This is a genomic window from Aliihoeflea sp., assembly GCF_052435475.1.
In the GTDB taxonomy this organism is placed as follows: domain Bacteria; phylum Pseudomonadota; class Alphaproteobacteria; order Rhizobiales; family Rhizobiaceae; genus Aliihoeflea.
The window spans coordinates 112040-124889 of the sequence record NZ_JBQVMV010000007.1 but is presented as its reverse complement, the minus strand read 5'-3'; the positions used below and the strand labels follow the sequence as shown (position 1 = coordinate 124889).

The 12850-nt window shown below is 65.6% G+C and carries 10 protein-coding genes; 8 read left to right on the top strand and 2 right to left on the bottom strand.

From position 1 onward, the window contains the following. Nucleotides 1–3: 3 nt before the first annotated feature. The 6 genes from sucD to lpdA all read left to right on the top strand — a co-directional run bounded on the left by sucD (nucleotide 4) and on the right by lpdA (nucleotide 8101). A complete protein-coding gene (gene sucD / locus ACT6QU_RS10610; RefSeq protein ID WP_444565376.1) occupies nucleotides 4–906 on the top strand; it encodes a succinate--CoA ligase subunit alpha in 903 nt (300 codons plus the stop codon). Between the two features lie 137 nt (nucleotides 907–1043). Further along, complete coding sequence (locus ACT6QU_RS10605; protein ID WP_444565375.1) at nucleotides 1044–4031, top strand: 2-oxoglutarate dehydrogenase E1 component; 2988 nt, start codon at nucleotides 1044–1046, stop codon at nucleotides 4029–4031. A 28-nt stretch (nucleotides 4032–4059) separates the two neighbouring features. Beyond that, nucleotides 4060–5280, top strand: coding sequence for a 2-oxoglutarate dehydrogenase complex dihydrolipoyllysine-residue succinyltransferase (odhB, locus tag ACT6QU_RS10600; RefSeq protein ID WP_444565374.1), 1221 nt, complete (start codon nucleotides 4060–4062; stop codon nucleotides 5278–5280). A 24-nt stretch (nucleotides 5281–5304) separates the two neighbouring features. Continuing rightward, on the top strand, nucleotides 5305–5733 hold the full coding sequence (locus ACT6QU_RS10595; RefSeq protein WP_444565373.1) for a VOC family protein: 429 nt from the start codon (nucleotides 5305–5307) through the stop codon (nucleotides 5731–5733). 190 nt (nucleotides 5734–5923) lie between these two features. Further along, nucleotides 5924–6670, top strand: coding sequence for an SDR family oxidoreductase (locus ACT6QU_RS10590; protein WP_444565372.1), 747 nt, complete (start codon nucleotides 5924–5926; stop codon nucleotides 6668–6670). A 24-nt stretch (nucleotides 6671–6694) separates the two neighbouring features. Then, nucleotides 6695–8101, top strand: coding sequence for a dihydrolipoyl dehydrogenase (gene lpdA, locus ACT6QU_RS10585; RefSeq protein WP_444565371.1), 1407 nt, complete (start codon nucleotides 6695–6697; stop codon nucleotides 8099–8101). Nucleotides 8102–8321: 220 nt separating this feature from the next. On the opposite strand, the gene ACT6QU_RS10580 is transcribed toward lpdA, so the two are convergent. Further along, on the bottom strand, nucleotides 8322–10352 hold the full coding sequence (locus ACT6QU_RS10580; RefSeq protein ID WP_444565370.1) for a M3 family metallopeptidase: 2031 nt from the start codon (nucleotides 10350–10352) through the stop codon (nucleotides 8322–8324). Between the two features lie 125 nt (nucleotides 10353–10477). Between ACT6QU_RS10580 and ACT6QU_RS10575 the strand changes: the two genes are divergently transcribed. Then, nucleotides 10478–10945 (top strand): MarR family winged helix-turn-helix transcriptional regulator, encoded by a 468-nt coding sequence (locus tag ACT6QU_RS10575; RefSeq protein WP_444565369.1) that lies wholly within the window; start codon nucleotides 10478–10480, stop codon nucleotides 10943–10945. Further along, complete coding sequence (locus tag ACT6QU_RS10570) at nucleotides 10942–12198, top strand: multidrug effflux MFS transporter (RefSeq protein WP_444565368.1); 1257 nt, start codon at nucleotides 10942–10944, stop codon at nucleotides 12196–12198. Before ACT6QU_RS10575 ends, ACT6QU_RS10570 begins: the two co-directional genes overlap by 4 nt. 6 nt (nucleotides 12199–12204) lie before the next feature. Here the strand turns inward: ACT6QU_RS10570 and ACT6QU_RS10565 are convergent, their stop codons facing one another. After that, nucleotides 12205–12840, bottom strand: a complete 636-nt coding sequence (locus ACT6QU_RS10565; protein ID WP_444565367.1) for a carbonic anhydrase — start codon at nucleotides 12838–12840, stop codon at nucleotides 12205–12207. Between the last annotated feature and the right edge of the window lie 10 nt (nucleotides 12841–12850).

Genomic DNA, 12850 nt, shown 5'->3' with positions numbered 1-12850 from the left:
CTGATGTCCATCCTCATCAACAAAGACACCAAGGTTCTCGTCCAGGGCCTCACCGGCAAGACCGGCACGTTCCACACCGAACAGGCGCTCGCCTATCACGGCACGCAGATGGTCGGCGGCATCCACCCGAAGAAGGGCGGCGAGACGTGGACCGGATCGAAGGGCGAGAGCCTGCCGATCTTCGCTACCGTCGCCGAAGGCAAGGAGCGGACCGGCGCCGATGCGTCGGTGATCTACGTTCCGCCGGCAGGCGCGGCCGATGCGATCCTCGAGGCGATCGAAGCCGAGATCGGCCTCATCGTCTGCATCACCGAGGGCATCCCGGTCATGGACATGGTGAAGGTCAAGGCGCGGCTTGACCGCTCGTCCTCGCGCCTCATCGGCCCGAACTGCCCCGGTGTCCTGACGCCGAACGAGTGCAAGATCGGCATCATGCCGGGCAACATCTTCAAGAAGGGCTCGGTCGGTGTTGTCTCGCGCTCGGGCACGCTTACCTATGAGGCGGTCTTCCAGACCACCAATGCCGGCCTCGGCCAGACGACGGCCGTCGGCATCGGCGGCGATCCGGTCAAGGGCACCGAGTTCATCGACATGCTCGAAATGTTCCTCGCCGACGACGAGACCAAGTCGATCATCATGATCGGCGAGATCGGCGGCTCGGCCGAGGAAGACGCGGCGCAGTTCCTGCGCGACGAGGCCAAGCGCGGCCGAAGCAAGCCGATGGCAGGCTTCATCGCGGGCCGCACGGCGCCGGAAGGCCGCACCATGGGCCATGCCGGCGCGGTCATTTCGGGCGGCAAGGGCGGCGCGGAAGACAAGATCGCGGCGATGGAGGCAGCGGGCATCCGCGTGTCGCCCTCGCCGGCACGTCTCGGCACGACGCTGGTCGAGGCATTGAAGGGCTAACAGAAGGGATTGGGGGAGTAAGGGAGTTCGGGAGTAGGGCACAAAGTCGCCCCGTTCAACACCTGCTCCCCTAACTCCCTACTCACCTACTCCCCTCACATCAGGAGACGGAGCGCGGCGCTCCGAGATTGAAGAAAATGGCACGTCAGGACCAGGCAAACGACCGGGCATCGCTCACCTCGTTCCTTTATGGTGGCAATGCCGCCTATATCGACGAGCTCTATGCGTCCTGGCAGGACAACCCCAGCTCCGTCGAGCCGGAATGGCGGGAGTTTTTTGCCGAACTGAAGGACGATGCCGAGGCGGTCAAGAAGGGCGCGGCCGGCGCGTCCTGGTCCAAGAAGAACTGGCCCGTTGCCGCCAATGGCGAACTCGTCTCGGCGCTCGATGGCAATTGGGGCGCGCTCGAGCAGCATTTCGACAAGAAGTTCAAGGCAAAGGCGGCGGACGGCACCTCCGCGCTCTCGCCCGCCCAGGTCATGCAGGCGACGCGCGATTCCGTTCGCGCCATCATGATGATCCGCGCCTTCCGCATGCGCGGCCATCTGCACGCCAATCTCGACCCGCTCGGTCTCGCCGAGGCGAAGGAAGACTATAACGAGCTGTCGCCGGAAAATTACGGCTTCACCGAAGCCGACTACGACCGGCCGATCTTTATCGACCACGTGCTCGGCCTCGAATTCGCGACCATCCGCGAGATGGTCGACATCCTGAAGCGCACCTATTGCTCGACGCTCGGCGTCGAGTTCATGCACATCTCCAATCCCGAGGAGAAGGCCTGGATTCAGGAGCGCATCGAGGGGCCGGACAAGGGCATCGAATTCACCGCCAACGGCAAGAAGGCGATCCTCGCCAAGCTGATCGAGGCCGAAGGCTTCGAGCAATTCATCGACGTCAAGTACAAGGGCACCAAGCGCTTCGGCCTTGATGGCGGCGAAGCGCTGATCCCGGCGCTGGAGCAGATCATCAAGCGCGGCGGCGCCATGGGCCTGAAGGAGATCGTCCTCGGCATGGCCCATCGCGGCCGCCTCAACGTTCTTTCCCAGGTGATGGCGAAGCCCCACCGCGCGATCTTCCACGAGTTCAAGGGCGGCTCCTTCGCACCCGACGACGTCGAGGGCTCGGGGGACGTCAAGTACCATCTGGGCGCCTCGTCGGACCGCGAGTTCGACGGCAACAAGGTGCATCTGTCGCTGACGGCCAACCCGTCGCACCTCGAAATCGTCAACCCCGTCGTGATGGGCAAGGCGCGCGCCAAGCAGGACCAGATCTTCGGCCGCACGCGCGAAGAAGTCGTGCCGATCGAGGCGCGAGCCAAGGTGCTGCCGCTGCTGCTGCACGGCGATGCGGCCTTCGCGGGCCAGGGTGTCGTCGCCGAAATCCTCGGCCTGTCGGGTCTGCGCGGCCACCGCGTCGCCGGCACGCTGCATTTCATCATCAACAACCAGATCGGCTTCACCACCAATCCGCGCTTCTCGCGTTCTTCGCCATATCCGTCGGACGTGGCGAAGATGATCGAGGCGCCGATCTTCCATGTGAACGGCGACGATCCGGAAGCCGTGGTCTATGCGGCCAAGGTCGCGATGGAATACCGGATGACGTTCCACAAGCCAGCCGTCATCGACATGTTCTGCTACCGCCGCTTCGGCCACAACGAGGGCGATGAGCCGGCGTTCACGCAGCCGATCATGTACAAGTCGATCCGCCAGCACCGGACGACCGTGCAGCTCTATTCGGAAAAGCTCATCTCCGAGGGCGTCGTCTCGGATGGCGAGGTCGAGAAGATGCGGGCCGACTGGCGCGCCCATCTCGAACAGGAATGGGAATCGGGCCAGGCCTACAAGCCCAACAAGGCCGACTGGCTCGACGGCGCCTGGACGGGCCTGCGCACCGCCGACAGCCAGGACGAGATGCGTCGCGGCAAGACCGCGATGCCGGTCAAGTCGCTCAAGGAAATCGGCAAGAAGCTGACCGAGGTGCCGAAGGATTTCGAGGCGCACCGGACCATCCAGCGCTTCCTCGACAATCGCCGCAAGATGATCGACACGGGCGAGGGGATCGACTGGTCGACCGCCGAGGCGCTCGCCTTTGCCGCGATCCTGATGGACGGCAACCCGATCCGCCTTTCGGGTCAGGATTCGGAGCGCGGGACGTTCAGCCAGCGCCACTCCGTCCTCTACGACCAGCGCAACGAAGACCGCTACATCCCGCTCAACAATCTGGGGCCGCAGCAGGCCAATTACGAAGTCATCAACTCGATGCTTTCGGAAGAAGCGGTGCTCGGTTTCGAATATGGCTTCAGCCTCGCCGAGCCGCGCGCGCTGACGTTGTGGGAAGCGCAGTTCGGCGATTTCGCCAATGGCGCGCAGGTCGTGTTCGACCAGTTCATCTCTTCGGGCGAGCGCAAGTGGCTGCGCATGTCGGGGCTCGTCTGCCTCCTGCCGCATGGCTATGAGGGCCAGGGCCCGGAGCACTCCTCGGCACGCCTCGAACGCTTCCTGCAGATGTGCGCGGAAGACAACATGCAGGTCGCCAACGTCACCACGCCGGCGAACTACTTCCACATCCTGCGCCGTCAGTTGAAGCGCGACTTCCGCAAGCCACTGATCCTGATGACGCCGAAGTCGCTCCTGCGCCACAAGCGCGCCGTGTCGACCTTGTCGGAAATGTCGGGCGAAAGCTCGTTCCACCGCCTGCTGTGGGACGACGCGCAGTATCTGGGCGACCAGCCGATCAAGCTGGTCAAGGATTCCAAGGTTCGCCGCGTCGTCATGTGCTCGGGCAAGGTCTATTACGACCTCTACGAGGAGCGCGAAAAGCGCGGCATCGACGACGTCTACCTCCTGCGCGTGGAACAGCTCTACCCGTTCCCGGCCAAGGCGCTGATCAACGAATTGTCCCGCTTCCGCAACGCCGAGATGGTGTGGTGCCAGGAAGAGCCGAAGAACATGGGCTCCTGGGCGTTCATCGATCCCTATCTGGAATGGGTGCTGCAGCATATCGACGCCAAGCATCAGCGCGTGCGCTACACCGGCCGTCCGGCCTCGGCGTCGCCGGCTACCGGCCTGATGTCGAAGCATCTCGCACAGCTCGAAGCGTTCCTCGAAGACGCGCTCGGCGAATAGAAACGAACAAAGGCAAGGCAACCAAACCATGGCCACCGAAATCCGCGTCCCGACCCTGGGCGAATCCGTCTCCGAGGCAACCATCGGCAAGTGGTTCAAGAAGGCCGGCGACGCGATCGCCGCCGACGAGCCGATCGTCGAACTGGAAACCGACAAGGTGACCGTCGAGGTGCCCGCGCCTGCCGCCGGCACGCTGTCCGAAATCACCGTCCAGGAAGGCGAGACGGTCGAGGTCGGCGCGCTTTTGGGCATGATCGCCGCCGGTTCGGGGGCAGCCGCCGCTGCGCCGAAGAAGGAAGAGGCAAAGCCTGTTCCGGCGCCCGCCAAGGAAGAAAAGGCGGCCGCGCCGGCGAAGTCGGGCGACATGCCGGCCGCGCCGTCCGCCGCCAAGCTGATGGCCGAAAAGAACGTTTCGGCCGACCAGGTTTCGGGCTCCGGCAAGCGCGGTCAGGTGCTCAAGGGCGACGTGCTTGACGCCATAGCGAAAGGTCCGGCCGCCAAGGTCGAAGCGCCGCAGGCTGCCCGCGCGCCGTCCTCCGGTGACGACGCGTCCCGCGAGGAGCGCGTAAAGATGACGCGCCTGCGCCAGACCATCGCGCGCCGCCTCAAGGACGCGCAGGACACCGCCGCCATGCTCACCACCTTCAACGAGGTGGACATGAAGCCGGTGATGGATTTGCGTTCCAAGTACAAGGATCTGTTCGAGAAGAAGCACGGCGTGAAGCTCGGCTTCATGGGCTTCTTCACCAAGGCCGTGACGCACGCGCTGCAGGAAATCCCGGCGGTCAATGCCGAGATCGACGGCACCGACATCATCTACAAGAACTTCGCCCATATCGGCGTCGCCGTCGGCACCGACAAGGGCCTCGTCGTGCCGGTCGTCCGCAATGCTGACCAGATGTCGATCGCCGAGATCGAGAAGGAAATCGGCCGCCTCGGCGTCGCCGCGCGCGACGGCAAGCTCGGCATGGCCGACATGCAGGGCGGCACGTTCACCATTTCGAATGGCGGCGTCTACGGCTCCTTGATGTCGACGCCGATCCTCAATGCGCCGCAGTCGGGCATTCTCGGCATGCACAAGATCCAGGAGCGCCCGGTCGTCGTCGGCGGCCAGATCGTCATCCGCCCGATGATGTATCTCGCGCTCTCCTACGATCACCGCATCGTCGACGGCAAGGAAGCCGTCACCTTCCTCGTGCGCGTCAAGGAGACGCTGGAGGACCCCGAGCGCCTCGTCCTCGACTTGTAGGGCGAGGTCTGGGAGGCTCCCGCGATGGCCTACGATCCCGACATTCCGCCGATCCAGGTTCACCTGTGCGTCAAGGGCGGGAAGGCGGCCGTTGCCTGGTACGAGACCGCCTTCGAAGCGGTCGAGACCTACGAGCAGATGGCCGAGGACGGCACGCGCATCCTGCACGCCAACCTCGCGCTGTTCGGCTCCGAGGTCATGCTGCATGACGAGTTTCCGGAATTCGGCGGCGACGTTATGGGACCGGACACGCGCGGCGGCGCCAGCATGACGGTCTCGGTCAATTTGTCGACGCCGGAAAAGGTGGACGCCGCGTTCGCGCGGGCGGTGGAGGCGGGGGCGGATGTGGTGATGGCGCCCGCCGACGTGTTCTGGGGCGCGCGCTATGCGAAATTGCGCGACCCGTTCGGCCATGTCTGGGCGTTCAATGCGCCGTTGGGGAGGGGGAGATGAGCGACTTCGTCGCCGCGTGCGCTTCGTCGCGCCCCCCTCTGCCCTGCCGGGCATCTCCCCCGCAAGGGGGGAGATCAGTCTCGTCGCCGACACCGCGTGATCTCCCCATCTGCGGGGGAGATGGCCGGCAGGCCAGAGGGGGGCGCCGTAGAGTGTTTCGCTCGGCGATTGGCCATCAGGAAGTTTGCGCATGACCCCCCGCATCGTCATCATCACCGGCGCCTCACGCGGCATCGGCGCGGCAACCGCCCGGCTTGCCGGCGCGGCGGGCTATGACGTTCTCGTCAACTACGTCTCCAACGCCGAAGCCGCCGCCTCCGTCGTCGCCGACATCGAGTCCGCCGGCGGGCGCGCCTTCGCTGTCCAGGCCGACGCCTCCACCGCGGCCGGCATCGCCACGATCTTCACTGCTGCCGACGCGCGCGGCACGCTTTGTGCTCTAGTCAACAATGCGGGCGTCGTCGATGCCAAGTCGCGCGTCGACGAGATGGAGGAGGCGCGACTGACGCGCATGATGCGCACCAACGTCGTCGGGCCCATGCTCTGCGCGGGGGAAGCCGTGAAGCGCCTCTCCACGCTCCATGGCGGCGCGGGCGGTGCCATCGTCAACGTCTCGTCGGTCGCGGCAAAGCTCGGCAGCCCCGCTGAATATGTCGACTACGCTGCCTCCAAGGCCGCGATCGATACGTTCACGCTCGGCCTTGCCCGCGAAGTCGCGGCCGAGGGCATCCGCGTCAATGCGGTGCGGCCCGGCATCATCGACACTGAAATCCATGCCTCGGGCGGCCAGCCCGACCGTGTCGCGCGCGTTCGCGGCATGGTCCCCATGCTGCGCGAAGGCACGGCCGACGAGGTGGCGAAAGCCATTTTGTGGCTGTTGTCCGACGAGGCATCCTACACGACAGGCGCGCTGCTCGACGTCGGCGGCGGGCGCTAACATATCATCAGGAAGGACGGATCAATGAGCTATGATGTTGTGGTGATCGGCGCGGGGCCGGGCGGCTATGTGTGCGCCATCAAGGCGGCGCAACTCGGGCTCAAGGTCGGGCTCGTCGAAAAGCGCGCCACGCCCGGCGGCACCTGCATCAATATCGGCTGCATTCCGTCGAAGGCGCTGCTGCACGCATCCGAAATGTTTGCCGAGGCCGGCCATTCCTTCGCCGCGCTCGGCATCGATGTCGGCAAGCCGAAGCTCGACCTCGCAAAGATGCTGGGCCACCGGCAGGCGACCGTCGACGCCAACGTCAAGGGCCTCGAATTCCTGATCAAGAAGAACAAGATCGACTGGCTGCGCGGCACCGGCAAGGTGATCGGCCAGGGCAAGCTGTCCGTGATCGGCGACGACGGGACCGAGAAGGAGATCGAGGCGAAGAACATCGTCATCGCCACCGGCTCCGACGTCGCCGGCATTCCGGGCGTCGACGTCAAGTTCGACGAGAAGGTCATCGTCTCGTCCACCGGCGCGCTGGCGCTGGAAAAGGTGCCGGGCACGCTCGTCGTCGTCGGCGGCGGCGTCATCGGGCTCGAGCTCGGCTCGGTCTGGTCGCGCCTCGGCGCCAAGGTCACGGTCGTCGAATATCTCGACACGATCCTCGGCGGCATGGACGGCGAGGTCGCCAAGCAGTTCCAGAAGCTCCTCGCCAAGCAGGGCCTCGACTTCAAGCTCGGCGCCAAGGTCACCGGCGTCGCCAAGTCCGGCAAGGGCGCCAAGGTCACGTTCGAGCCGGTGAAGGGCGGCGATGCGGAGACGCTCGACGCCGACGTCGTGCTGGTCGCGACCGGCCGCCGCCCCTATGTCGACGGGCTCGGCCTCGAAGCTGCCGGCGTGACGCTCGACGAGCGCGGCCGCGTCGCGGTCGACGATCATTTCTGCACCTCGATCCCCGGCATTTACGCCATCGGCGACGTCATTCGCGGCCCGATGCTCGCCCACAAGGGTGAGGACGAAGGCGCGGCGGTCGCCGAAATCATCGCCGGTCAGGCCGGTCACGTGAACTACGACGTGATCCCGAGCGTCGTCTACACGAGCCCCGAAGTCGCCTCCGTCGGGAAGACGGAAGAAGAGCTGAAGAAGGCCGGCATCGCCTACAAGGCCGGCAAGTTCCCCTTCTCCGCCAATGGCCGCGCGCGCGCGATGCAGCAGACGGACGGCTTCGTGAAGGTGCTGGCCGACGAGGCCACCGACCGGGTTCTCGGCGTTCACATCGTCGGCTTCGGCGCCGGCGAGATGATCCACGAGGCGGCGGTCCTGATGGAATTCGGCGGCTCGTCGGAAGACCTCGCGCGGACCTGCCACGCGCATCCGACGATGTCGGAAGCGGTCAAGGAAGCCGCTTTGGCGACGTTCTTCAAGCCGATCCATATGTAGGCGGAGGCTTTCGCCGCTCTTCTGTCAGGACCCTCACCCTTTTATCCCTCCCCACAAGGGGGAGGGAGGTCGTCAGCGTCGTAATTCTCCGGTCAATGAAGCTCCAAGTGGATGGGCGCGTCGCAGCGAGGATGCCCTCCCTCACCCTTGTGGGGAGGGATAAAGGGTGGGGGTTCTCGACAAAGACTCCGAGCCTTCGGCTCGCTTCACTGAACCCGCCTCACACCAGCCCGCGCTTGGCCATCATCGCTTCCGCCGTCGGCATCTTGCCGCGGAACGCCAGGTAAAGCTCCTCCGGGTCCTTCGACCCGCCGGCCCCATAAATGTGCGTCTTCAGCTTTTCGGCCATCGCCCCGTTGAACGCGTCGCCGGTTTCCTCGAAGGCCGCGAAGGCGTCGGCGTCGAGCACTTCGGACCACATGTAGGAATAATAGCCGGCCGAGTATCCGTCGCCGGAGAAGACGTGCAGGAAGTGCGGCGTGCGGTGGCGCATGGCGATGGCGGCGGGCATGTCGAGCCGCTTCAGCGTTGCCGCCTCGAACGCCACCGGGTCGGCGGGTGCGTCGGCCTTGGCGTGATACGCCATGTCGACCAGGGCGGAGGCGGTGAACTCCACCGTCGCGAAACCCTGGCCGAAATTCTTCGCCGCCAGCATCTTGTCGAGCAGGTCCTGCGGCAGCGGCTCGCCGGTGCGGTAGTGCACCGCGTGCGCCTTCAGGATTTCCGGCACGGTCAGCCAGTGCTCGTAGAGCTGCGAGGGCAGTTCGACGAAGTCGCGCGAGACGGACGTTCCCGAAACCGACGGCCATGTGACTTCGGTCAGCATGCCGTGCAGCGCGTGGCCGAACTCGTGGAAGAGCGTGCGCGCCTCGTCCATGGAAAGCAGTGCCGGCTCGCCCTTCGACGGCTTGGCGAAGTTCATCACATTGTAGATGATCGGCGGCTGGCCGTCGCCGAGGTCGAAGCCCGACTGCAGGCTGCTCATCCACGCGCCCGAGCGCTTTGAAGGCCGGTTGAAATAGTCGGCGAGGAAGGTCGCGCGGTGCGAGCCGTCCGGGTTCTTCACCTCGAAGACCCGCACGTCCGGATGCCAGGCGGCGATGCCGGTCTTCTCCTCGAAGGTGACGCCGAAGAGCCGCGTCGCGACATCGAAGGAGGCCTCGATGATGCGGTCGAGCTGGAGATAGGGCTTCAGTTCCGCCTCGTCGAAGGCATAGCGCTCGGCGCGCAGCTTTTCGGCATAGTGGCGCCAGTCCCAGGCGGCGAAGGGCTCGTTTGCGCCGGCCTCGCGCGCGAGGCGTTCGAGTTCGCGCTGGTCTTCGGCCGCGCGGGCGCGGGCCTTTTCCCAAACCGGCTCGAGCAGGCCGAGAACCGCTTCGGGCGTCTTGGCCATCGTGTCGTCGAGCTTCAGCGCGGCATAGCTTTCATAGCCGAGCAGCTTCGCCTTTTCGGCGCGCAGGGCCAGCGTCTTGGTCACGAGGTCCGCATTCGATTTCCCGCCGCGCGAGGTGAAGCCGCGCCATGCGTCCTCGCGCAGGTCGCGGCGCGTCGAATAGGTGGTGAAGGGTTCGTAGATGGAGCGTGAGAGCGTCACCGCATAGCGCCCCTCCTGACCGCGCGAGGCGGCGGCTTCGGCCATCGCATCGCGCACGAAGTCAGGCAGGCCGTCGAGGTCGGTTTCGTCGATGAAAATCACCCAGCCCGCCTCGTCGGCAAGCACGTTCTGGCCGAACGCGGCGCCGAGCGAGGCCAGTTCCTCGTTGATCGCGCCGAGCCGGGTCTTCGACACTTCGTCCAGCTTCGCGCCGGATTTGACGAAACGCTTCCAGGTCTTTTCGAGAACACGCAGCGTCTCGGCGTCGAGGCCGAGCGTGTCGCGCCGGGCGTAAAGCGCGTCGATGCGGGCGAACAGAGCCGCGTTCATGTGGATCGCGGAGAAGTGCCGCGCCATCTTCGGCGAAATCTCGCGTTCCATCGCCTGGATCTGCGGGTTGGTGTCGGCACCGGCCTTGCACCAGAAGATCGCCGACACGCGGCCGAGCGCTTCGCCGGCGAGCTCCAGCGGCGCCAGCACGTTCTCGACCGTCGGCGTCGCGGGATTGTTCGCAATCGCGTCGATTTCCGCCTGGTGCACGGTCAGCGCCGCGTTGAAGACAGGTCCGAAATCGGCATCGGTAATCGTCTCGAAGGCGGGCAGGCCGAGCGGACCCGTCCAATGTGTGAGCGGGTGGCGGGCAAGATCGATGGTCATGAAAATCCTCGGGCGAAGTGGCGTCATCGACATTTAGGCACCTCGTCCGCACGCCGCAACCGGCATCGCTTGACGCTGCGGCGCACAAATACTAAGTAGACCAGATAATAAGGTTTACTTAGCATATGCTCAGACAGATCGACCCCGAATCCTTCGGTTTCCTGGTGACGGACCTCGCGCGCATGCTGCGCGCCGAGATGGACCGTCGCATCGCCGGCTCCGGCATGGAGCTGACGCCCGGCGAGGTGCGCCTCCTCGCGCAGGCCGCGCGCGCCGGAACGGTTCGCCAGTCCGTCCTCGCGGAGCGCATCGGTGTCGAGGCGATGACCGTCTCTTCCTATGTCGACCGGCTGGAAGCGCGCGGGCTGATCGAGCGGTTGCCCGATCCGTCCGACCGGCGCGCCAAGCTGATCGCGCTGACCGACGCGGCGGACGCCGTGCTCGACCAGGTCAAGGTCTTCGCGGACGAGGCGCGCCGGCAGGCAGCGCATTCGGTCGATCCGGGGGAATGGGCGGTGATGCTCAAGGTGCTGAAGACGGTTCGCTGCAACCTTTCGGACGCCCGCATCGAAGCGCGGAGTTCGGCGGCATGAACATGCAGCCAGCCCAGCCGGTCGCTCCTCAGCCCGTCATGAGCGAATTGCGCGTCTCCATCATCGGCGCGATGCTCGTCGCCATCGGCCCGATTTCGATGGCGCTGTTCACCCCCGCCATGCCCGAGATCGTGCGCGCGTTCGGGACGACGGATGCGGCGGTGAAGATGACGCTGTCGCTTTACTTCGCCGGCTTCGCCTTCGCGCAGCTCGTCTGCGGGCCGCTGTCGGACGGCTATGGCCGCAAGCCGATCACCATCGCCTTCATGGGCATCTATCTCGCCGCCACCGTCGCCGCGATCCTTGCCCCGACCATCGAACTGCTCATCGCCGCGCGTTTCGCGCAGGGCGTCGGCGCGGCCGCCGGCGTCGCCATCTCGCGCGCCATCGTGCGCGATCTCTTCACCAACGAGCGTTCCGCGCGGATCATGAACCTCATCGGCATGATCCTCGGCATCGGGCCTGCCTTCTCGCCGACGCTCGGCGGGATCACGATGGAGCTGTTCGGCTGGCACGCGATCTTCGCCTTCATGCTGGCCTTCGGCGTCACCATCATTCTCGTCGTCAAGTTCGCGATGACGGAGACGGTGGTGCGCGATCCCTCGCGCGTCAGGCCGCGGGCGCTCATGCGCTCGTACCGTTCGCTGTCGACCAGCGGCTACTTCATGTGGTCGAGCCTCGTCATGGGCGGCTCCGTCGGCGCGCTCTACACGCTCGCCACCATCCTGCCCTTCGTGCTGATGGACCGCGTCGGGCTGACGCCGACCCAGTTCGGCCTCGGCATGCTGATGCAGTCTGGCGCCTTCTTCATCGGCGCTGTCGTCATGCGCCGGCTGATGGGGACGCGCAGCGCCTACCAGCTCGTCAAGCCGGGGCTGTGGTTCATCGCCGCCGGCAGCCTTCTGCTCGCAATCGGGATGCACGCCTTCGAGCCGAGCTTCCTGCTCGTCATGGCGCCGGTCGGCGTCTATGCGTTCGGCATCGCCTTCGTCATGCCGGCCATGTCGACGGCCTCGCTGGCGCCGTTCCCGCACATGGCGGGCGCGGCCGCCTCGATGAGCGGTTTCATCCAGATGGGCGGCGGGCTCGTGGGCGGCATGGTCGCGGCGCTCGTCGGCGATCCGGTCATCGGCATCTCGACCGTCATCCCGGCGATGGGCTTCTTCGCGATCCTGTCGTGGTTCCTGTGGAGCCGCTATCCGGAGCCGGCGCTGGCGCGCACAGTCATCACTCCGGCGGCGCCGGCCGAGTAGCCCCGATCACGGGCGCTCGAAATCGCCGGTCGCGGGGTCCATCGCCCAAAGCTCGCCGGAGGAAATGTCGAACCAGGCTCCATGCAGCGTCAGCCGGCCCTTCTTCTCCAGGATGTCGACGCAGGGAAACGTGCGCAGATTGGCGAGCGAGAAGCGGATCGAGATGCGCTCCATCGCAGTCTGGCGTTCGCTGGCAGTCATCACGTCGTTGCCGGCGACCATCTGGGCGGCAGGAGCGACAAGGCTCATCCAACGGCCGATGAAATCTCCGGGCGACAGCGGTTCGCTCATCGGATTGAGCGCGGCCGAGATGCCGCCGCAGCGGCCATGGCCGAGCACGACGATGTTCTTGACCTTCAGGCTTTGCACCGCGAATTCCAGCGCCGCCGACGTCGCATGCAGCTTGTCGTCAGGCTCGTAGGGCGGCACCAGATTCGCCACGTTGCGCACCACGAATAACTCGCCCGGGCTGGCGTTGAAGATCGTTTCGGGCGCGGCGCGGCTGTCGCAGCACGCGATCACCATCGTCTCGGGCTTCTGGCCCTCCTTGGCCAAAGTGCGATAGCGCTCGCTCTCGGTCGCATAACGACCGCTCATGAAATCGCGATAACCGGTGAGGAGATTGTCAGGCAGATAGCTCATGGGAGATGAG